We start from the raw sequence: 21,456 nt of genomic DNA on the forward strand, positions 1-21,456 counted from the left end.
AAACCAACTTAATAAAGTTGGTTTTTTTTCGTCTATAATATTTAATAAGATCAGGATTGCCGTGAATCTTATAATTATTATTTAGTTTAACGCTACTAGTTATTGCGTGCTAACCATGCTTTTTTAACAGAGCGACGCCAAATAATATCAATACCAAAATAGCCGATAATTGATGCAATAGAAGCACACACTAATGAGCCAAGTAAAAATGCGGGGCCAATAGTTTCTATACTTTCTAAAAACCAAGACCAACTTGCTTCAAATACAAAATGCTGTTCGGGTTGATTAAGTATTAGCGTACCCACTAAGTACGAGCCATAAAAAATAGGCGGCATAGTTAAAGGATTTGTAAGCCATACTAAAGCAACTGAAATAGGTAAGTTAACTCTAAAAATAATAGCGCCTGCTGCGGCTAAAACCATTTGAAAAGGAACAGGGATGAAAGCAAAGAATAACCCGACTGCAAATGCACCTCGAGCAGAGCGTCTATTTAAATGCCAAAGATTTGCATCTTGTAAAAGGCGCCCAAATATTCTTAGTGATTTATGATGTCTAATTTTATTTGGATCAGGTAAAAATCTTTGGATCGTTTTTTTAGCCATTTAAAGCAACCATTTACATCAGTGTGGATAAGTCTTGGGTTTGTAATTGGCTCTATAGCAACCGTATTTTATTATCAAACTCTCGAATTTACAGTATTCACAATTTTCATTGTAATAATGAGCGCTTATTTTAAGCCGTTTTCAAACGTATTGTTAGGCTTTATTTGCGCAATTTGCTTTGTCGGACTGCATTTTTACCTATTTTATAGTTTTGAAATACCAAAACCGAACGAAAAGTATGCACTAGAATCGACTTTGGTAATTGAAGAAGTTATTTCTAGCAAAAAACCTCAGTATATAAAAGTTAAAATAGTCGCATTAGAAGGGAGCCATTTTTCTGATTTTAGAGCGCCTAAAGCATTAGTTAGTGTTAATTCGGCGCAGCTTCTAACTGTAGGCGATGAGTTTTCTGCTTTAATTCATTTAAAGTATTTTCGTAGTAATAAAAATTTTAATGTATTTGATAATGAACGTTATGCTTTTATAAATAGGATATTATTTAAAGGCAAAGTGCTTAATAAAAACCTTGATATTATAAATAGCGACGACCAAAGTATCATTTTAGGTTACCAACACTTTCTTAAAAACACCTATGCGGATACAAAGCTACAGTGGCTCTATTACGCATTGCTCAGTGGTGATAAGTCTTTGATGAGCTATACAAATAAGCAATTAATGCAGTCTCTGGGATTAAGCCATTTACTCGCTATTTCAGGGCTACATATTGGCTTGATTTTTAGTCTTGGTTATCTATTTACTCGATTCATAGTTTTAAGAGTTAATTTATCAATTGGGCAATCATCTAACCTTACTCTTTATTACAGTTTATTCGGATTTTTAGCTGCCTTTGTTTATGTATACTTAAGTGAATTTATAGTATCGGCAACACGAGCGCTCATTATGCTCGGATGTTATCTATTACTGTACTTTTTAGCTAAGCAGCCATTGCGTTGGCGTAGTATTTTATTTGCCTTAGTTATTGTTCTTATTGTTAACCCATTTAATTTACTCAACCCAGGACTCTACTTTTCATTCTTAGCAGTCGCTATCATTTTTACAGTTATTAATAAATTACCAATACTAAACACACGAGTTAAAAATAAAGTTATTACACTGTTTGTAATACAAATAGCGTTATTTATTGGCTTACTACCGCTTTCACTCTATTTTTTTAATGGCGTCAGTATTGCGGGATTAATAATAAACTTAATAGCAATACCGCTGCTTTCAATCATTATTTTGCCATTTATAATCGTTTTTACACTATTGAGTATGCTTTTAGATATAGGCATTTTAATAAATCTATTTGATACTGGTTTATATACGTTATTTCAGTTGCTTAACGAAATCCCTGAATCGTTAAGGTGGATAACAACAGGGAGAGTTGAGCCAATATTTGTCGTTTTTACTTATATTATTATGTTGATGATTTATTTCCTTCCTTATAAATGGCTCGCTTTTATTCCAGCAATAACGCTTTTATTAGATTATTGGTTAACAGAAAAGCCAAAGTGGCAAGTTCATGTATTTGACGTAGGTCATGGACTCATGGTGTTAATCGAGAAGGATAATCAAGCACTTATATATGACTTTGGCCCCAGTTATTTTAATCGTTTTAGCCGCACGCGAAGTATCTTATTACCTTATATAAAAGCAAATAATTTAACAGTAAAAACAGCAATTTTAAGCCATGAAGATAATGATCATGCTGGAGGATTACAGCATTTTATTGATGCTGGATTAGAACAAACATTAAAGTATTTCCATCCTAAAAACACCCAAGATGTATGTGAAGTCATAAACATTGATTTTGCTGGATTAAAAGTACAAAGCTTTACTACAAAAGGGTTTGGAAATGAAAATGATGATTTATGTGTTGTTAGGGTATCAGATAATACTCATAGCGTGTTACTTACCGGAGATATATCAAAAGCGCGTGAAGCATCGCTATTAACGGATAATAAATCGTTGAAAAGTACAGTAATGTTAAGCCCGCATCATGGCAGCGATACATCCTCAAGTGTTAATTTTATAAATAACGTTGCTCCCCAAGTAGTTATTCATTCAAGTGCCTATAAAGGGCAGTGGGAATTCCCCAAGCCTCTTGTCGTCGAACGTTATAACCAAATAAACGCTCAGCAATTTACGACAGGCGTTGAAGGGCAAATTAGTATTAAATTTTATGCAAAGAATTTGGCTATAGAAACAGCAAGAGGGCAGGAAAGTTACTGGTTTATCAAAGATTGACGTTTAGTTTTATCTCATCGGAGGATACAATACAGATTGTTACTGTATTTAGAGAGTGTTATGGATCAAAGTACTACACAAATTTATAAACGTCTTGTCTCGTATGTTGGCACTTACAAAAGCGTCGCATTTGTCGCAATTATTGGGATGATAGGCTATTCAGCAATGGATGCTTTATTTATTCAGTTAATGAAGCCGTTTATTGATCAAGGTTTGAACCAGCGTAATACAGAAGTTTTAAAGTACGCTCCTTTTGTCGTTATCGCGTTAGTACTCGGACGTGGAGTTTTCAACTTTATGTCTTCCTACTGTTTAAGTTATGTAGGCTCCCAAGTTGTACGTTCTTTACGCCAAGAGTTATTTGAGCACATACTTCATTTACCTGTGTCATTTCATGACAAAAACTCAACGGGTGATTTAATTTCAAAAATTACCTTTGATACAGAACAAGTTCAACAAGCAATTACTAAAGCCTTATTAATAGTCGTACGTGAAGGGGCGTTTGTTGTATTTTTACTGGCTGTGATGTTTTATACCAGCTGGCAATTATCGCTGATATTTTTAGTGATTATTCCATTAGTGGCTATTATTGTTGCCGTAGTATCTAAACGCTTTCGCCATATTTCAAAAAATATTCAATCGGCTATGGGGCAAGTTACTCGTAGTTCAGAACAAATGTTAAGTGGGCATAAAGTAATTCATGGTTTTGGTGGTCAAGATCAAGAGATTAATCACTTTTCAAAAATTAATAATCATAACCGTCAGCAACGTATTAAAATGGATGCTACTAAAGCGCTTAGCGTGTCTATTATTCAAATTTTAGCGGCAAGCGCTATGGCTGTTATTTTGTGGGCGGTGTCGTTGCCATCAATGATTGATACAATTACCTCTGGTGACTTCATGGCATTAATTGCCTCTATGATGATGTTACTGCGTCCGCTGAAACAACTTGCCAATGTGAATAGTGATATGCAACGTGGTATCTCTGCAGCGCAAAGTATATTTTTAGTTTTAGACGAAGAAATGGAAAAAGATACAGGCACTGTTTCGGTTGATAAAGTTAAAGGTTTAATTGAAGTTAAGAACGTAACCTTTAAGTACCCAACGAAAGATGAAGCCGTATTAAACGATTTGTCGCTAACGATTGAGGCGGGTGAAAGTATTGCTTTAGTTGGGCGCTCAGGCTCAGGTAAGTCCACAATTTCTAACTTGTTACCCCGCTATTATGATTTAGAACTACCGAGTGAAATATTACTTGATGGCATAGCACTGCAGGACTATAAATTAACTGATCTGCGTCGCCAATTTGCTTTAGTGTCCCAGCAAGTCGTGTTATTTAACGATACGATTGCCAACAATATTTGTTATGGCATAAAGCACGATGTGTCTGTTGAAGAGTTAGAACAAGTTGCCAAACAAGCGCACGTGTGGGAATTTGTTAAAGACCTGCCAGAGCAATTAAACACCATGGTAGGCGAAAATGGGGTAATGCTCTCAGGTGGTCAACGACAGCGAATAGCAATAGCGCGTGCGATATTAAAAGATGCACCTATTTTGATTTTAGATGAGGCGACATCAGCACTTGATACCGAATCTGAAAAGCTTATTCAGCAAGCGTTAGAAACGCTGATGAAAGATAAAACCTCTATTGTTATAGCACATCGCTTATCTACTATTGAAAACAGTGACCGAATTTATGTTATTGATAACGGTCGGGTGATAGAAAGTGGCGATCATAGTAGCTTATTAGCAAATGACGGTACTTATTCAGCACTTTGCAAAATGCAGTTTGGTGATCAGGCGTGAGCAAAATAGAGCAAAGCTGGTATAAACCATTTGGTCTAATTACTTTATTGTTATTACCATTAAGTGCTTTGTTTTGGGTTGTATCGGCATTTCGAAAACTCTTGTACAGCGCTAAAATACTTAAACCTTTTGAGTGCAAAACGCCTGTTATTGTAGTCGGCAATATAAGCGTAGGCGGCAATGGTAAAACACCTTTTGTTTTGTGGTTGTATGAGTATTTGACCGAGCAAGGTTTATCAGTGGGTATTATTAGTAGAGGTTATGGTGGGCAATCAGATAATTACCCGCTGTTAGTCACTTCAGTTGTTGACTCCCAAAAGGCTGGAGATGAGCCTGTGCTTTTATACCATCGTTTAAAATGCCCAATAGCAGTTGGCCCTAATAGACAACACAATATCGATTTATTAGAAAAAAATTATACGCTAGATGTCATTATTTCTGATGATGGGATGCAGCATTATAAAATGCCTCGTAGCATTGAGTGTTGTATTGTTGATAGTGAACGTCGTTTTGGTAATGGTTTTGTTATGCCCGCAGGGCCACTTCGTGAAACAACTAAACGCTTACAAAGTGTTGATATAGTAATTGAAAATGGCGGTGAGGCTAATAATAGCTACGTGCTGCAAGTAAGTAACCTTCGTTTAGTTAATTCAGGTGATGATGCAAAACATACGGTAACTCACGCACATGCAATAAGTGCAATTGGGAACCCTAAACGGTTTGAAAACTCATTAGAAGCACAAAATATTAAGTTATTATCGACTCATCACTTTAGAGATCATTATGCTTATACTGCAGATGATTTTATTCAGTTTGGTGATGATTGCATTATAATGACCGAAAAAGACGCGGTTAAATGTAAGTCCTTTGCAAAACCTAATTGGTATTATTTACCTGTAGATGCAGAGCCTTCCGATAGCGTAATAAACACATTAAATTCATTATTAAAAGAAAAAGGAATACTCAATGGCCTTTGATACAAAATTACTCGAGATAATTGCCTGCCCAGTTTGTAAGGGTAAATTACGCTTTGATAGAGAAAACAACGAACTAATTAGCACTGCAGCTAAGCTTGCTTACCCCGTTCAAGATGATATTCCAGTATTGCTTGAAAACGAAGCACGTGAACTATCTCTAGAAGAGGTTGAAAAGTGGAATTCGTAGTTGTAATACCTGCACGTTTTGCATCAACCCGACTACCGGGTAAACCGCTTGCTGATATTTGCGGTAAGCCAATGGTTCAACATGTTTACGAAAAAGCATGTTTATCAGGGGCTAGCAAAGTTGTTATAGCAACTGATCATCAAAAAGTGTTTGATGCGGTAAGTTTATTTACTAGTGATGTTGTAATGACTCGCGAAGATCACCAATCGGGTACTGAGCGTTTAGCTGAAGTGGTTGATTTACTTAATCTCGACAGCAATACAATTGTGGTTAACGTGCAAGGCGATGAGCCCTTACTTGCGCCAGAAAATGTATCTCAAGTTGCTGCATTATTAAGTGATTCAACAGCACCAATGGCAACGTTAAGTGTTGCTATTGAAGAGCGTGATGAAGTATTTAATCCTAATGCCGTTAAAGTGGTTAGCGATATAAATAAAAATGCGCTGTATTTTTCTCGTGCAAGTATTCCGTTTGATAGAAGCACAATGATGAATAACAACAGTGCTCTTAATTTAGAACCGTTCCAGCGCCATGTAGGTATTTATGCGTACAGAGCGGGTTTTATTAAACAATATATAGAATTGAGCATATCGCCACTTGAGCTAATCGAATCGCTTGAGCAGTTACGTGTGTTGTATCATGGTTATAAAATCAAAATAGAGCAAGCTCAAATAACACCCCATGCTGGAGTTGATACGGCAGATGACTTAGCGAAGGTGATAGCGCATATTAAAAGTACAGGCGCGTGAGTGAACAAGTAAGTAAAATATTAAAAATCATTTTTACACATAACGATTTTTATATTTTAGAAAAGCCAGCGGGTCTTAATTTTCATTCAGAAGATGGCCCCGGCTTTGTTGTGTTAGCCGAACAACAATTATCGCAAAAGCTTTATGCCGTTCATCGTTTAGATAAAGTGACATCAGGGCTGATTATTTTAGCGCGAAACAAGGCCGCTGCGGCCAGCTTTACTGTTATGTTCACTGAGCATGCGATTAATAAATTTTATTTAGCGATTAGTGATGCTAAACCTAAAAAGAAGCAAGGGTGGATAAAAGGCGATATGGCTAAGTCTCGCCGTGGCTCGTTTAAGTTACTAACGAGTAAGCTTAACCCTGCAATCACCCGATTCTATTCTCTGAGTTATAAACCGGGATTTAGAGGGTATATTTTAAAGCCTTATTCAGGAAAGACGCATCAATTAAGAGTGGCACTAAAAAGTATTGGCTCTGCTATTTTAGGCGATGCAATGTATTCAGGCACGCCATCAAATCGTACCTATTTACATGCATATGCCTTGAGTTTTGTATGGCAAGGTGAACAAATACAGCTAACTTTATTACCCGATAATGGTGATGAGTATTTGGCGTTAATTAAACATCAAGATTTTCAAGCATGGCAATCGCCATGGCAACTGGATTGGTAAATGAGCGAAAAAGTTACAGATATACGTTTTGGCGGAATTAAGCGTTTGTATGGTCATCAACAATTTGATTGGCTTCAAGAAGCACACTTTTGTGTAGTAGGTATTGGTGGTGTAGGAAGCTGGGCGGCTGAAGCACTTGCACGTACTGGTGTTGGTAAAATAACATTGATTGATTTGGATGATATTTGCGCCACTAACGTCAATAGGCAGATTCATGCGTTAACGGGAACTATTGGTCAAGCTAAAGTCGAGGCAATGAAAGCGCGCTGCGAGCTTATTAATCCAGAGTGCCAAATTAATGTGATTGATGATTTTATTACACTTGAAAATATCCAAGTGCATATTCAAGATTTTGATTATGTGATTGATTGTATTGATGCAGTTAAAGAAAAGGCAGCATTAATAGCGCATTGCAAACGTAATAAACTTCCTATAATTACTACCGGTGGTGCTGGCGGACAAACAGATCCTAGCCAAATAACCTTTGGTGATGTAGCTAAAACTACGCAAGACCCATTACTTGCAAAAGTACGTTATATTTTGCGTAAGCAGTATAATTTTAGTAATAATCCTAAACGTAAGTTTAATATTGATTGTGTTTACTCAACAGAGCAACTGGTTTACCCGGGAAGCGATGGCAGCGTATGTCATGCAAAGCAAAGCGCTGATGGCTCGATGAATATGGATTGTAATAATGGTTTTGGATCTGTGACTATGATCACAGGAAGCTTCGGCTTTTTTGTTGCGGCAAAAGCGGTGCGTAAATATCTAGATAAAAAACAACGCTCGCAAGCTTAGTTTTTGCTAACTAAGCTTTTGTTGTGCCATTGTTTGTATTTTATCAACCATGGCTTTAATACCATTACCACGTGATGCGCTTAAGTGGCTTATAAGGCCGAGCTTTTCAAATTCTTCATACGCATTTTTATTCACTACTTGCTCTGGTGTGAGGCCATTGTAAAGCGCTAAAATAATGGCTAATAATCCTTTTACTATACGTGTATCTGAGTCACCAATTACAACAAGTGTATTTTCTGTTAAATCAAATTCAACAAACATCCATACTTTGCTTTCACAGCCTGGTACAAGTGCATCATCAGTCTTCAAAACATCAGCTAAAACAGGTAAAGTTTTTCCTAAAAGCATTATCTCACGATATTTTTGCTGCCAAGCGGGCGCATTTTTTATAGATTCTGTGACTTTGTTAAACGTATTTGTCATGAGTTATCCTAATTAATTCTATTAAAGTGACGTTTAGTCCAGTAAAGCGATACATTTTTTAAGTGAATCAATGAATATATCTACATCTTCATAGGTATTATAAAAACAAAAGCTCGCTCTTAGCGTTCCATTAAGCCCTAAATGTGTCATTAATGGCTGTGTACAATGGTGTCCACTCCTTACTGCAACCCCGTACCCGTCAAGTAAAGTTGCCAAATCATAAGGATGTTCATCATTTAAGTTGAAACAGAGTGTACCAATATTGTCAGATAGGTTGCTATATATTGTAATACCATCAACCTTTACCAATTTTTGAGCTGCATAACTAAACAATTTTTGCTCATATTGCTGAATTTTTGCGTGATCTAATTCATTTAAATAGTCTAATGCGGCACCAAAGCCTAAAACTCCAGAGATATTTGGTGTTCCAGTTTCAAATTTTGCAGGCGCAGGACGATAAGTACTGTGAGTTAAGTACACTTTATCGATCATTTCACCACCTGATTGGTAAATCTCAAGGGTATTTAATTGCTCATATCGACCATAAAGCACACCTAATCCTGTTGGTCCGAGCATTTTATGGCTTGAGCAGACATAAAAGTCACAGTTTAATTCACGTAAATCGGGTTTTAAATGCAGTGCACCTTGTGCACCATCGACTAAAACAAGAGAATTGACGTCTTTTGCAGCTCTAATTAGTGGTTTTAAATCGGTTATATTACCCAGTGTGTTAGATGCTTGTGTAATAGCTAATAGGGCAGGTTTTGTTTCTTTTATAAATTCACAGCATTCTTTGGTGTTCAGCGTGCCATTTTTATTTAGTGGAAGCGCTATTAATTTAGCACCCGTTTGTTGACTCACTATTTGCCAAGGCACTATGTTTGCATGATGCTCAAGCGGAGATATCATTATGGTATGACTTTCATTTAAGCGCTTTTTTAATCCGTTAGCAACCAAGTTAATGGCTTCTGTAGCGCCTTTAGTCCATACAATCTCTTTACTAAATACATTGAAATACTCTGCAGTTTTATCCCGTACTTGTTCATATGAATAAGTTGCTTGCTCGCTAAGTGTATGGCGTCCACGGTGTACATTAGCGTTTTGAAACGTATAGAATTCAGTAATTGTATCTATAACTGATTGAGGCTTTTGTGAGGTTGCTGCTGAGTCTAAATAAACAAGCGGGCAGCCGTTTATTGTTTGATTTAATGTTGGGAAGTCGTTTCTAATTTTATTTATATCAAACTTTAAAGCAAGCATGGCTCATCTACATAGTGTTTTTAAGGCAGGAATTGTAATCGGTTTATGATAATTCTCAAGTGTTGTTAATAAAAAAGGCCGCAAAATGCGGCCTTTTTAAACTAACCAACGTTAATTAACGCTTGTCAGTTGATACGTAGTCACGTTGAGTGTAACCAGTATAAAGTTGACGAGGACGGCTGATCTTATGACCAGGTTGAGATAGCATCTCATCCCAGTGAGTGATCCAACCAACAGTACGTGCCATTGCAAAGATTACAGTGAACATGCTTGTTGGAATACCAATCGCTTTTAAGATAATACCAGAGTAGAAATCTACATTAGGGTATAGTTTTTTCTCTACAAAGTACGGGTCTTCAAGCGCAATTTGCTCAAGCTTCATAGCAATATCAAGAAGTGGATCTTGGATGTTCAGCTCAGCTAAAACTTCGTGACACGTTTGACGCATTACTGTAGCGCGTGGGTCAAAGTTTTTGTAAACACGGTGTCCAAAGCCCATAAGGCGGAACGGGTCAGCTTTATCTTTAGCTTTAGCTACGTATTCATCAATACGGTCAACAGAGCCAATCTCTTCTAACATGTTTAAACATGCTTCATTAGCGCCGCCGTGAGCAGGTCCCCATAAAGATGCAATACCAGCTGCAATACATGCATACGGGTTAGCACCAGATGAACCAGCAAGACGAACTGTTGAAGTTGATGCATTTTGTTCATGATCTGCATGAAGCATAAAGATTTTATCCATTGCTTTTGCAGTTACAGGATTAACTTTATATTCTTCAGCAGGTACAGAGAACATCATGTGTAAGAAGTTTTCTGCGTAGCTTAAATCGTTACGTGGGTATACAAACGGTTGGCCGATATTTGTTTTATAAGCCATTGCTGCGATTGTTGGTAACTTAGCAACAAGTTTAACTGCGCTTGTTTTACGTTGTTCAGCATCAGTAATATCAAGGTCTTCATGATAGAAAGATGATAATGCACCCACTACACCACAAAGCATTGCCATTGGGTGAGCGTCAAAGCGGAAACCTTGGAAAAAGTTAGCAATTTTCTCGTCAAGCATAGTGCTTGTAGTGATTTCATTCTTAAAAACTTCATATTGTTCTTTAGAAGGTAACTCACCATTTAAAAGTAAGTAACAAAGTTCAATGTAATTTGAGTCTTCAGCTAATTGCTCAATTGGGTAACCACGGTGAAGTAGTATACCTTTACCACCATCAATATAGGTGATTGCAGATTCACAAGAACCAGTCGACATGAAACCTGGGTCATAAGTAAAGTGACCGTGTGAACCTAACGTACGTACGTCGATTACATCTTGGCCAGCAGTGCCTTGATAAATTGGAAGTTCGATTGGATCTAGTCCATCAATTTGGACTGTGGCTTTTTTATCTGCCATCGTTATGTATCTCCTATTAAGATATCTATTCTGATTTTTAGATTTTAAAGTTCTGAAATCTGTTTTAAGCACATCTTCTCATTTTAACGTGAAAGAGGGGGTTAAAGTCAATTTTTATAAACATTATGCATATATGTATAATAAATATTCGGTATTAATTAAATATAATACTATTGGCTAATTCGCAAACATCTCTAAATAAACAAGAATTGTAAAAAGCCCTGTGGGTATATATACTAACGGTGGTTTTAAACCGTATTGTATTTGGGTAAACATATTCTTAACAGCTTAAAATTTACAGGTTTGTGAACTTTAATTGTTTTGGTACGTTTATTTTGATAGTTCCATCAGTAATATTTGGTGGGTTTTTAGAAAAACAAGTAGATGAGCTCCACTGTGAGCAAAGATGGGCAAGTAACTGTGAAAAAGCAAAGACCTGTAAATCTAGATCTAACAACTATATCTATGCCGGCAACGGCTAAAGCTTCAATTTTTCACCGCGTCACCGGTGTTGCATTATTTTTTGCTTTAACGTTTGTCATTTGGGCTTGGTCTGAGTCTCTCTCTTCAGCTGAAAGTTTTGAATTCGTCAAGGGTCTGTTTAACGGATTCATTGCCAAATTTATAGCTTGGGGCACTGTTTCTGTATTAGGTTATCACCTTATTGGTGGTATCCGTCATATGATTATGGATATGGGACATTGGGAAGAACTTGAATCAGGTAACCTCAGCGCTAAAGTTTCAATGGCTCTTGGTGTTGTGTTTGCCGTATTGGCAGGGGTGTGGATATGGTTTTAAATCAAGCAACTCTAAAACGTGATGGTGTACAAGATTTCGTATCTTTACGTACCACGGCATTAATAATCAGCGCTTACGCGATTTTTATTATCGGCTATTTTTTAGCGACGCCAGAAGTCACTTTCGAAGCCTGGACAGGCCTCTTCTCTAACCTAGCAATGAAAGGGTTTACGTTAATTACCCTTGTTTGCATTATGGTTCATACCCGCATTGGCCTTTGGCAAGTTCTTACAGACTATGTTAAGTGCGCAAAGCTTCGTGCAGTTTTAGGTTTTGTATTAAACCTAATGGCCGTTGCTTACGTAGCTATTGGTCTAATCGTATTATGGGGTGTTTAAGTGAAATATTCTGTTCGTGAATTTGACGCCGTAGTAATTGGTGCAGGTGGTGCAGGTATGCGCGCTGCTTTAGCAATTACAGAATCTGGCAAAACGTGTGCATTAATATCTAAAGTATTTCCAACGCGCTCACACACTGTATCTGCTCAAGGCGGTATTACGGTTGCGCTTGGTAATTCACACGAAGATAACTGGGAATGGCATATGTACGATACCGTTAAAGGTTCCGATTTTATCGGTGACCAAGACGCTATTGAATACATGTGTCAAACTGGCCCTGAAGCTATTACCGAATTAGAAAACATGGGTTTACCATTTTCTCGTTTTGAAAATGGCCGTGTTTACCAACGTCCTTTCGGTGGTCAATCGAAAAACTTTGGTGGTGAACAAGCCGCACGTACTGCAGCAGCTGCTGACCGTACTGGTCATGCTTTATTACACCTTCTATATCAACAAAACGTTAAAAACAAAACAAATGTATTCTCTGAATGGTATGCACTTGATTTAGTTAAAAACGATAATGGTGATGTAGTAGGGTGTACTGCAATTGAGATTGAGACAGGCGAAGTTACCTTCTTCAAATCTAAAGCTGTTGTATTAGCTACTGGTGGTGCAGGTCGTATATTCGCATCAACCACTAATGCTCACATTAACACTGGTGACGGTGTCGGTATGGCAACACGTGCTGGTATTTCTATGCAAGACATGGAAATGTGGCAGTTCCACCCAACGGGTATCGCAGGTGCTGGTACGCTAGTAACTGAAGGTTGTCGTGGTGAAGGCGGTTATCTTTTAAATAAAGATGGCGAACGCTTCATGGAACGTTACGCACCAAACGCAAAAGACTTAGCGTCTCGCGACGTTGTTGCACGTTCAATGATGACTGAAATCCGTGAAGGTCGTGGTTGTGATGGTCCTTGGGGTCCACATCTTAAGTTAAAACTTGACCACTTAGGTGAAGAAACGCTTAACTTACGTCTTCCAGGCGTGTGTGACCTTGCTAAAACATTTGCTCACGTTGATCCTGCAAAAGAGCCAATTCCAGTAATTCCAACTTGTCACTATATGATGGGTGGTGTTCCTACTAATGTAAATGGACAAGCGCTACAAATCGATGCTCAAGGCAACGAAACAGTAGTTCAAGGTTTATTTGCAGTAGGTGAGATTGCCTGTGTATCTGTACACGGTGCAAACCGCTTAGGTGGTAACTCATTACTAGATTTAGTTGTGTTTGGTCGTGCTGCGGGTAACTTCTTAGGTAAGTACCTGAATGACGTTGAAATATCTAAAGCGGCTTCAGAATCAGACTTAGAAGCGTCTCTTGCACGTTACAATCGTTGGGAAAATTCAACGGCTGGCCAAGGTGAAGATCCAGTTCAAATCAAAAAAGACCTACAACAATGTATGCAGCTTAACTTCTCGGTATTCCGTGAAGGTGACTCAATGGCTGCAGGTCTTCAAGAACTTAAAGAAATTCGCGAACGTCTGCAACATGCTCGTCTTGATGATAAATCATCAGACTTTAATACGCAGCGTATCGAATGTCTTGAACTAGACAACTTAATGGAAACAGCTTACTCGACTGCAGTAGCTGCAAACTTCCGTACAGAAAGCCGTGGTGCACATTCTCGCTTTGACTACCCAGATCGTGATGACGAAAACTGGTTATGTCACTCAGTATTCAATCCTATAACGGATGAAATGAGCAAGCGTGATGTAAACTATGCGCCTAAAACGCGTGAAGCTTTCCCACCTAAAGCACGTGTTTACTAGGAGATAGACGATGGCACAAGTACAATTTTCAGTTTATCGTTATAATCCAGATGTTGACAACGCTCCTCGTATGCAAGAATACACCTTGCAAACAGAGGAAGGTCACGACATGATGGTGTTGGATGCACTTATTCTTCTAAAAGAACAAGATCCTACATTATCTTTCCGTCGTTCATGCCGTGAAGGTGTGTGTGGATCTGATGGTGTTAACATGAATGGTAAAAATGGTTTAGCATGTATTACTCCTTTATCTACGCTACAAAAAAATGGCAAAGGTAAAATCGTAGTACGTCCATTACCAGGTTTACCTGTGGTTCGTGACCTTGTTATTGACATGAGTCAGTTCTACACTCAGTACGAAAAAGTTAAACCTTATTTAATTAATGATCAGCCTGCAGCAGGCGAACGTCTTCAAACTATTGAAGAACGTGATAAATTAGATGGGCTTTATGAGTGTATTTTGTGTGCATGTTGTTCAACATCGTGTCCTTCGTTCTGGTGGAATCCAGACAAGTTCATTGGTCCAGCAGGCCTTCTTCATGCTTACCGTTTCTTGGCTGATAGCCGAGATACAGCAACTGAAGAACGTTTAGCGGATTTAGACGATGCGTTCAGTGTGTTCCGTTGTCACAGTATCATGAACTGTGTTAGCGTTTGTCCTAAGGGTCTTAATCCGACCAAAGCAATTGGACAAATCAAATCTATGTTACTAAACCGAGCGGTTTGATAGCTTAGTAAAGGTAAGATGGCTAATATTAAATTATATTAGCCGTCTTGTTATAATAACTATTAATTTCTGCGCTAAAAAAAAGGGCTTATAAATGCACGAAGGTGTGATGAAGGCATGGCTAGAATCTTCACATTTAAACGGCGGCAACGTTGCTTATGTAGAAGAGCTTTATGAAGCGTATTTAGACGATGCGACTTCTGTGCCAGACGAATGGCGAGAAGTGTTTGAACAATTACCTAAAGTTGATGGTGTGGATGTTGAAGTAAAACATTCAGAGGTTCGAGCACAGTTTGCACAGCTTGCAAAAAACAAGCATAGAGAAGTAGTGGTAGCAGAGGGTAGTGGCGGTGACCTTAAACAGGTTAAAGTTCTACAACTTATTAATGCTTTCCGGTTTCGTGGGCACCAAAATGCAAACCTAGATCCATTAGGTATTTGGCAACGAGAGCGTGTACGAGATTTAGAGCTAGAGTACCACGACCTATCTTCAAGTGATTTTGACCGCGAGTTTAACGTAGGATCGTTTGCCGTAGGGCGCGATACTATGCCTTTAGGTGAACTATACCAAGCACTAAAAACTACATATTGTGGTTCAATTGGCGCTGAGTATATGCACATCACATCAACAGAGGAAAAACGTTGGTTACAACAACGTCTAGAATCTGTCCAGTCTAGGCCTAAATTCTCAAAAGATGAAAAGCTACGTATCCTTAAAGGGCTTACTGCAGCAGATGGTCTAGAAAAATATTTAGGGTCTAAGTTCCCTGGTGCTAAGCGCTTTTCACTTGAAGGTGGCGATGCGTTAGTTCCAATGCTTAAAGAGCTTATTCACCGCGCTGGTGAAAGCGGCCAACAAGAAGCTGTTATTGGTATGGCTCACCGTGGTCGTTTAAACGTTTTAGTTAATGTACTTGGTAAAAATCCATCAGAATTATTTGATGAATTTGCTGGTATACATAAAGAAACGTTAGGTTCTGGTGATGTTAAATATCACATGGGTTATTCGTCTGACTTTGCTACTAAAGGTGGCAATGTACACATGGCGCTTGCGTTTAACCCATCTCACCTAGAAATCGTAAACCCTGTTGTAATGGGCTCTGTACGTGGTCGTCTCGACCGTTTAGGTGATAAATCAGGCATTAAAGCACTACCTATTACCATCCATGGTGATTCTGCTATTGCTGGACAAGGTGTTGTTCAAGAAACGTTTAACATGTCACAAACTAATGCGTTTAGTTGTGGTGGTAGTATTCGTATTGTTGTCAACAACCAAGTAGGTTTTACAACCTCTAAGCAAGATGACGTTCGCTCAACGCCATACTGTACTGACATTGCTAAAATGGTTCAGTCTCCAATATTCCATGTTAATTCTGATGATCCTGAAGCCGTTGCATTTGTTACTCAACTTGCTCTTGATTTTAGAAATCAGTTTAAGCGTGACGTAGTAATTGATTTAGTTTGTTACCGTCGCCATGGTCACAATGAAGCTGATGAGCCTAATGCAACTCAGCCTGTCATGTACCAAAAAATTAAAAAGCATCCAGTGCCGCGTTTAATCTATGCAGACCAACTTATTGCTGAAGGCTCTTTTTCTGAACAAGAAGTTAAAGCCTTAGCTGATGAGTACCGTGATGCACTAGATGAAGGCAGCTGTGTTGTTTCAGAAATACAGCCAGAGACGTCGCATTCTTCTGAGTGGGCCAAATATATTGGTCATGAATGGAATGTTGACTACGATGCTAGCGTATCTGTAGAGAAGCTTAAAGCTCTTGGTGAGAAAGTAGCTTCTTACCCAGAACAACATAAAGCTCAATCTCGCGTTAAAAAGATTTATGACGATCGTAAGCTAATGGCCACAGGTGAAAAACCACTTGATTGGGGTATGGCAGAGACACTTGCCTATGCAACAATTGCGTCTGAAGGTACTGACATTCGTTTAACAGGACAAGACACAGGTCGAGGAACATTCTTTCATCGTCATGCTGTTGTTCATGGTCAATCTGATGGTACAACTTACACTCCTTTAGAGCATTTAAGTGAAGATCAAGGCACATTTGAAGTCTTTGATTCTGTTTTGTCTGAGGAAGCTGTCGTTGCGTTCGAATATGGGTATGCTACCGCTGAACCTAAGTCTCTCGTAATATGGGAAGCGCAATTTGGTGACTTCGCCAATGGTGCACAAGTTGTATTTGACCAGTTCTTAAGTTCTGGTGAGCAAAAGTGGGGCCGTTTATGTGGGCTTACAATTTTGTTACCTCATGGCTACGAAGGTCAAGGCCCAGAGCATAGTTCAGCGCGCTTAGAGCGTTTCTTGCAACTATGTGCTGATCACAACATGCAAGTGTGTGTTCCTTCAACGCCGGCGCAAGTTTACGCTATGCTTCGTCGTCAATCAGTTCGACCACTTCGTCGTCCTCTGATTGTTATGACGCCTAAGTCGCTACTTCGTCACCCGCTTGCAACTTCATCACTTGAAGAGCTTTCACACGGTGTTTACCATAATATGATCGACGAAGTTGATGATATTAATCCTGAGAAAGTAGAGCGCGTTGTATTTTGTAGCGGTAAAGTTTACTACGAGTTACTACAAGAGCGTCGTAAGCTTGAGCAAGATAATATTGCAATTGTACGTGTTGAACAGTTATACCCGTTCCCACACGATGAAATGCAAACAATTATAGAGCGCTACCAACACGTAACTGATTTTGTATGGTGTCAAGAAGAGCCACAAAACCAAGGTGCATGGTACTGTTCACAACATCACTTTATTGATGCAATCCCACAAGGTGCTAAATTAAAATATGCAGGACGTAAAGCGTCTGCATCACCAGCGTGTGGTTACATGTCAGTACATACTAAAGAACAACAAGCGCTCGTTGCCGACGCGCTTACTATAGAAAATAAAGGATAAGCAATGAGCACAGAAATTAAAGTTCCTGTTCTTCCTGAGTCGGTTGCAGATGCTACCGTTGCTACATGGCATGTAAGTGTTGGCGACAAAGTAACTCGCGATCAAAACTTAGTAGACATTGAAACAGATAAAGTGGTTTTAGAAGTTGTTGCACAGCATGACGGTGTAATAACAGAAATATCACAAGAAGAAGGTGCAACCGTACTTGGCGACCAAGTTATGGGTTTACTTGGTGATGCTGATGCAGCGCCAGCAAGTGAAGGTTCAACTAAAGAAGAATCAGCACCAGCTAAATCAGAAGACGCGCCAGTGGCGCAATCAGCATCAGAAGGTAAAGAAGTGGATATTAAAGTACCTGTACTTCCAGAATCAGTTGCAGACGCAACAATTGCTACATGGCATGTACAACCAGGTGACGCGGTAACACGCGACCAAAACTTGGTAGATATTGAAACAGATAAAGTTGTTCTTGAAGTTGTAGCTCAAGAAGATGGCATCATGGGTGATATCATTCACGGCGAAGGCGATACTGTACTAGGCGAGCAAGTAATTGGTTCGGTTAAAGCAGGCGGTGCACCAGCGGCTCCAGCTGCAAAAGCAGACGCAGCGCCAGCAGCAGATTCAAGCGAAAGTTCAGATGTGTTAACACCATCAGTTCGTCGTTTAATTGCTGAGAAAGGCCTAGACGCTTCTAAAATCAAAGGCACGGGTAAAAATGGTCGTGTGACTAAAGAAGACGTTGATACTTTCTTAAAAGCACCAGCGCCAGCGGCTAAAAAAGCAGAAACTTCTACTCCTGCAGCACCAATGGGCGATCGTACTCAAAAACGTGTTCCTATGACTCGTTTACGTAAAACGATTGCGACACGTCTTCTTGAAGCTAAAAACTCAACTGCAATGTTAACTACATTCAACGAAGTGAACATGGGACCAATCATGAGCCTTCGTAAGCAGTATCAAGAAACGTTTGAAAAGCGTCACGGCATTCGTTTAGGTTTCATGTCTTTCTATGTGAAAGCTGTAACTGAAGCTCTTAAGCGTTTCCCAGATGTAAATGCTTCAATTGATGGTGACGATATTGTTTACCATAACTATTTCGATATCAGCATTGCAGTATCTACTCCACGTGGCTTAGTTACTCCAGTACTTAAAGATTGTGACAAACTATCTGTTGCTGAAATCGAAAAAGGTATTCGTGAGTTAGCACTTAAAGGTCGTGATGGTAAGCTTACGCTTGCTGATATGACGGGTGGTAATTTCACTATTACTAATGGTGGCGTATTTGGTTCATTGCTATCTACACCTATCATTAACTTGCCACAGTCTTCAATCTTGGGTATGCATAAAATTCAAGACCGTCCGATGGCTGTAAATGGTAAAGTTGAAATACTACCTATGATGTATTTAGCACTTTCTTATGACCACCGTATCATTGATGGTAAAGAATCTGTTGGTTTCTTAGTAACTATTAAAGAGTTACTTGAAGATCCAACTCGCTTATTGCTAGATGTTTAATCTAGTTGTATGAAATGTAAGCTGTGAATGAACATTCACAGCTTTTTTTTTGCGCCTTTGGTCGTACTGGGGTTTTCATGTTAAGCCTTGGGATCTATACTAGGTGCGCAATTTGGGATAGTTGTTTATTTGAAAAAATATTCAGCTCTTTTAGTATAAAAAATTGGATAAAGCATCATGAATTTGCATGAGTATCAGGCAAAACAACTTTTTGCCGAATATGGTTTACCCGTTTCTACAGGTTACGCTTGCGATACACCTGAAGAAGCTGCTGCAGCTGCTGAAAAAATTGGCGGCGATATGTGGGTTGTTAAAACTCAGGTTCACGCAGGTGGACGTGGTAAAGCTGGCGGTGTAAAGCTAGTTAAAACTATCGAAGAAGTAAAAGCGTTTGCAGCTAACTGGTTAGGTAAAAACCTAGTTACTTACCAAACAGACGAGAAAGGCCAGCCAGTAGCTAAAATTTTAGTAGAAAGCTGTACTGACATTGCTAACGAATTGTACCTAGGTGCAGTAGTTGACCGTGCATCTCGTAAAGTCGTTTTCATGGCGTCTACTGAAGGCGGCGTTGAAATTGAAACTGTTGCTGAAGAAACACCAGAGCTTATCCACAAAGCAGAGATCGACCCGTTAGTAGGTCCTCAAGCTTACCAAGCACGTGAACTAGGTTTCAAGTTGGGTCTTAACCCAGTACAAATGAAACAGTTTGTTAAGATCTTTATGGGTCTTGGTAAAATGTTCACTGATTTTGATTTCGCACTACTTGAAATCAACCCGTTAGTAATTACAGACGAAGGCAACCTTCACTGTCTTGACGGCAAAATCGGTATTGATGGTAATGCACTTTACCGTCAACCTAAAATCCGTGAATTCCACGATCCATCTCAAGAAGATGCTCGTGAAGCACACGCAGCAAGCTTCGAGCTTAACTACGTTGCTCTAGACGGTAATGTTGGTTGTATGGTTAACGGTGCAGGCCTAGCAATGGGTACTATGGACATCGTAAACCTACACGGCGGCAAGCCGGCTAACTTCTTGGATGTTGGTGGCGGTGCTACTAAAGAACGTGTTTCTGAAGCATTCAAAATCATTCTTTCTGACGACAATGTTAAAGCTGTTTTAGTAAACATCTTTGGCGGCATCGTTCGTTGTGACATGATTGCTGAAGGCATCATTGGCGCAGTTAAAGAAGTTGGCGTAACCGTACCAGTAGTTGTACGTTTAGAAGGTACTAATGCTGAATTAGGTCGTGAAGTTCTTAAGAACTCTGGTCTAGATATCATTGCTGCTGAATCACTAACAGACGCTGCTGAAAAAGTTGTTGCTGCTGCGGAGGGCAAATAATGTCTGTATTAATCAATAAAGATACAAAAGTTATCTGTCAAGGTTTCACTGGTGGCCAAGGTACTTTCCACTCAGAGCAAGCGCTTGAGTACGGTACACAAATGGTTGGTGGTGTTAGCCCAGGTAAAGGCGGTCAAACGCACCTTGGTCTTCCTGTATTCAACACAGTTCGTGATGCTGTAAAAGAAACTGGCGCAACTGCTTCAGTTATCTACGTACCAGCTCCTTTCTGTAAAGATGCAATCTTAGAAGCTATCGATGCTGGCATCGAGCTAATAGTTTGTATTACTGAAGGTATCCCTACACTTGATATGGTTGATGTTAAAATTAAACTAGATCAAACAGGTACTCGTATGATCGGTCCTAACTGCCCAGGTGTTATTACTCCAGGTCAGACTAAGATTGGTATCATGCCTGGTCATATCCACAAACCTGGTAAAGTAGGTATTGTTTCTCGCTCTGGTACTTTAACGTACGAAGCAGTTAAGCAAACTACTGATGCTGGTTTTGGTCAGTCTACGTGTGTTGGTATTGGTGGTGATCCAATTCCAGGTACTAACTTTATCGACGTTCTAGAAATGTTCGAAAAAGATCCACAAACTGAAGCAATCGTAATGATTGGTGAAATTGGTGGTACTGCAGAAGAAGAAGCTGCAGAGTACATCAAAGCTCACGTAACTAAACCTGTAGTATCTTACATTGCTGGTGTTACTGCACCAGAAGGTAAGCGTATGGGTCACGCTGGCGCAATCATTGCCGGCGGTAAAGGTACTGCTGATGAGAAATTTGCTGCATTAGAAGCTGCGGGCGTAAAAACTGTACGTTCACTTGCTGATATCGGTAAAGCACTTAAAGAGAAAACAGGCTGGTAATCGCTTGTTTCCTTTGAAAAGGCCCGCACATGCGGGCCTTTTTGTTA

19 protein-coding genes are annotated in these 21,456 nt (G+C 39.2%); 15 read left to right on the forward strand and 4 right to left on the reverse strand.

Annotated elements, in window-relative coordinates; genetic code table 11:
- Positions 1 to 95: 95 nt before the first annotated feature.
- Entirely contained in the window at positions 96 to 602 is a 507-nt protein-coding gene (locus tag GQR54_RS06045; protein ID WP_166376839.1) for a DUF2062 domain-containing protein, read from the reverse strand.
- Between GQR54_RS06045 and GQR54_RS06050 the strand changes: the two genes are divergently transcribed.
- From GQR54_RS06050 to tcdA, 7 genes are read left to right on the forward strand one after another with little or no spacing between them, the layout of a single operon-like run.
- Positions 582 to 2,849 (forward strand): DNA internalization-related competence protein ComEC/Rec2, encoded by a 2,268-nt coding sequence (locus GQR54_RS06050; protein WP_166376840.1) that lies wholly within the window; start codon positions 582 to 584, stop codon positions 2,847 to 2,849. The two genes, GQR54_RS06045 and GQR54_RS06050, sit on opposite strands and share 21 nt — an antisense overlap.
- A 60-nt stretch (positions 2,850 to 2,909) precedes the next feature.
- Positions 2,910 to 4,655, forward strand: coding sequence for a lipid A export permease/ATP-binding protein MsbA (msbA, locus tag GQR54_RS06055; RefSeq protein ID WP_033027175.1), 1,746 nt, complete (start codon positions 2,910 to 2,912; stop codon positions 4,653 to 4,655).
- A complete protein-coding gene (lpxK, locus tag GQR54_RS06060) occupies positions 4,652 to 5,632 on the forward strand; it encodes a tetraacyldisaccharide 4'-kinase (protein ID WP_166376841.1) in 981 nt (326 codons plus the stop codon). The genes msbA and lpxK overlap by 4 nt, the downstream gene beginning before the upstream one ends.
- On the forward strand, positions 5,622 to 5,819 hold the full coding sequence (locus GQR54_RS06065; protein WP_002961789.1) for a Trm112 family protein: 198 nt from the start codon (positions 5,622 to 5,624) through the stop codon (positions 5,817 to 5,819). The genes lpxK and GQR54_RS06065 overlap by 11 nt, the downstream gene beginning before the upstream one ends.
- The gene (kdsB, locus tag GQR54_RS06070; protein ID WP_166376842.1) at positions 5,807 to 6,568 is read left to right on the forward strand and encodes a 3-deoxy-manno-octulosonate cytidylyltransferase; all 762 of its coding nucleotides are present in this window, start codon (positions 5,807 to 5,809) and stop codon (positions 6,566 to 6,568) included. Before GQR54_RS06065 ends, kdsB begins: the two co-directional genes overlap by 13 nt.
- Positions 6,565 to 7,245: a TIGR01621 family pseudouridine synthase gene (locus GQR54_RS06075; RefSeq protein WP_166376843.1), complete on the forward strand. Its 681-nt coding sequence runs from the start codon at positions 6,565 to 6,567 to the stop codon at positions 7,243 to 7,245. The genes kdsB and GQR54_RS06075 overlap by 4 nt, the downstream gene beginning before the upstream one ends.
- On the forward strand, positions 7,246 to 8,043 hold the full coding sequence (tcdA, locus tag GQR54_RS06080) for a tRNA cyclic N6-threonylcarbamoyladenosine(37) synthase TcdA (protein WP_166376844.1): 798 nt from the start codon (positions 7,246 to 7,248) through the stop codon (positions 8,041 to 8,043).
- Positions 8,044 to 8,049: 6 nt separating this feature from the next.
- On the opposite strand, the gene GQR54_RS06085 is transcribed toward tcdA, so the two are convergent.
- The 3 genes from GQR54_RS06085 to GQR54_RS06095 form a co-directional block, all read right to left on the reverse strand.
- On the reverse strand, positions 8,050 to 8,466 hold the full coding sequence (locus GQR54_RS06085) for a SufE family protein (protein ID WP_007586879.1): 417 nt from the start codon (positions 8,464 to 8,466) through the stop codon (positions 8,050 to 8,052).
- 33 nt (positions 8,467 to 8,499) lie between these two features.
- Entirely contained in the window at positions 8,500 to 9,726 is a 1,227-nt protein-coding gene (locus GQR54_RS06090) for a SufS family cysteine desulfurase (protein WP_166376845.1), read from the reverse strand.
- Between the two features lie 115 nt (positions 9,727 to 9,841).
- The gene (locus GQR54_RS06095) at positions 9,842 to 11,128 is read right to left on the reverse strand and encodes a citrate synthase (RefSeq protein WP_166376846.1); all 1,287 of its coding nucleotides are present in this window, start codon (positions 11,126 to 11,128) and stop codon (positions 9,842 to 9,844) included.
- A 420-nt stretch (positions 11,129 to 11,548) separates the two neighbouring features.
- Here GQR54_RS06095 and sdhC point away from each other — a divergent pair, with 420 nt between their 5' ends.
- The 8 genes from sdhC to sucD all read left to right on the forward strand — a co-directional run bounded on the left by sdhC (position 11,549) and on the right by sucD (position 21,409).
- Entirely contained in the window at positions 11,549 to 11,926 is a 378-nt protein-coding gene (gene sdhC / locus GQR54_RS06100) for a succinate dehydrogenase, cytochrome b556 subunit (protein ID WP_076914908.1), read from the forward strand.
- Entirely contained in the window at positions 11,917 to 12,264 is a 348-nt protein-coding gene (sdhD, locus tag GQR54_RS06105; protein WP_007586873.1) for a succinate dehydrogenase, hydrophobic membrane anchor protein, read from the forward strand. Before sdhC ends, sdhD begins: the two co-directional genes overlap by 10 nt.
- Positions 12,265 to 14,037, forward strand: a complete 1,773-nt coding sequence (sdhA, locus tag GQR54_RS06110) for a succinate dehydrogenase flavoprotein subunit (RefSeq protein ID WP_166376847.1) — start codon at positions 12,265 to 12,267, stop codon at positions 14,035 to 14,037. It abuts the gene before it with no gap.
- A 10-nt stretch (positions 14,038 to 14,047) separates the two neighbouring features.
- Positions 14,048 to 14,764, forward strand: coding sequence for a succinate dehydrogenase iron-sulfur subunit (locus GQR54_RS06115; protein ID WP_007375751.1), 717 nt, complete (start codon positions 14,048 to 14,050; stop codon positions 14,762 to 14,764).
- A gap of 94 nt (positions 14,765 to 14,858) precedes the next feature.
- Positions 14,859 to 17,678, forward strand: a complete 2,820-nt coding sequence (sucA, locus tag GQR54_RS06120) for a 2-oxoglutarate dehydrogenase E1 component (protein ID WP_010552673.1) — start codon at positions 14,859 to 14,861, stop codon at positions 17,676 to 17,678.
- Positions 17,679 to 17,681: 3 nt separating this feature from the next.
- Complete coding sequence (gene odhB, locus GQR54_RS06125) at positions 17,682 to 19,193, forward strand: 2-oxoglutarate dehydrogenase complex dihydrolipoyllysine-residue succinyltransferase (protein WP_166376848.1); 1,512 nt, start codon at positions 17,682 to 17,684, stop codon at positions 19,191 to 19,193.
- Between the two features lie 177 nt (positions 19,194 to 19,370).
- Positions 19,371 to 20,537: an ADP-forming succinate--CoA ligase subunit beta gene (gene sucC, locus GQR54_RS06130; protein WP_007586870.1), complete on the forward strand. Its 1,167-nt coding sequence runs from the start codon at positions 19,371 to 19,373 to the stop codon at positions 20,535 to 20,537.
- Entirely contained in the window at positions 20,537 to 21,409 is an 873-nt protein-coding gene (sucD, locus tag GQR54_RS06135; protein WP_010552674.1) for a succinate--CoA ligase subunit alpha, read from the forward strand. The genes sucC and sucD overlap by 1 nt, the downstream gene beginning before the upstream one ends.
- The last annotated feature ends 47 nt before the right edge of the window (positions 21,410 to 21,456 follow it).

Origin of the sequence: Pseudoalteromonas sp. Z9A4, from assembly GCF_011378845.1 — a bacterium.
Lineage (GTDB): Bacteria > Pseudomonadota > Gammaproteobacteria > Enterobacterales > Alteromonadaceae > Pseudoalteromonas > Pseudoalteromonas arctica.

Excerpts from the sequence above, each read along its gene's own strand:
- GQR54_RS06045 (WP_166376839.1), bottom strand. The coding sequence starts at position 602 with ATGGCTAAAAAAACGATCCAAAGATTTTTACCTGATCCAAATAAAATT.
- msbA (WP_033027175.1), top strand. The coding sequence starts at position 2,910 with ATGGATCAAAGTACTACACAAATTTATAAACGTCTTGTCTCGTATGTT.
- GQR54_RS06065 (WP_002961789.1), top strand. The coding sequence starts at position 5,622 with ATGGCCTTTGATACAAAATTACTCGAGATAATTGCCTGCCCAGTTTGT.
- tcdA (WP_166376844.1), top strand. The coding sequence starts at position 7,246 with ATGAGCGAAAAAGTTACAGATATACGTTTTGGCGGAATTAAGCGTTTG.
- GQR54_RS06085 (WP_007586879.1), bottom strand. The coding sequence starts at position 8,466 with ATGACAAATACGTTTAACAAAGTCACAGAATCTATAAAAAATGCGCCC.
- GQR54_RS06090 (WP_166376845.1), bottom strand. The coding sequence starts at position 9,726 with ATGCTTGCTTTAAAGTTTGATATAAATAAAATTAGAAACGACTTCCCA.
- GQR54_RS06095 (WP_166376846.1), bottom strand. The coding sequence starts at position 11,128 with ATGGCAGATAAAAAAGCCACAGTCCAAATTGATGGACTAGATCCAATC.
- sdhD (WP_007586873.1), top strand. The coding sequence starts at position 11,917 with ATGGTTTTAAATCAAGCAACTCTAAAACGTGATGGTGTACAAGATTTC.
- GQR54_RS06115 (WP_007375751.1), top strand. The coding sequence starts at position 14,048 with ATGGCACAAGTACAATTTTCAGTTTATCGTTATAATCCAGATGTTGAC.
- sucA (WP_010552673.1), top strand. The coding sequence starts at position 14,859 with ATGCACGAAGGTGTGATGAAGGCATGGCTAGAATCTTCACATTTAAAC.
- odhB (WP_166376848.1), top strand. The coding sequence starts at position 17,682 with ATGAGCACAGAAATTAAAGTTCCTGTTCTTCCTGAGTCGGTTGCAGAT.
- sucC (WP_007586870.1), top strand. The coding sequence starts at position 19,371 with ATGAATTTGCATGAGTATCAGGCAAAACAACTTTTTGCCGAATATGGT.
- sucD (WP_010552674.1), top strand. The coding sequence starts at position 20,537 with ATGTCTGTATTAATCAATAAAGATACAAAAGTTATCTGTCAAGGTTTC.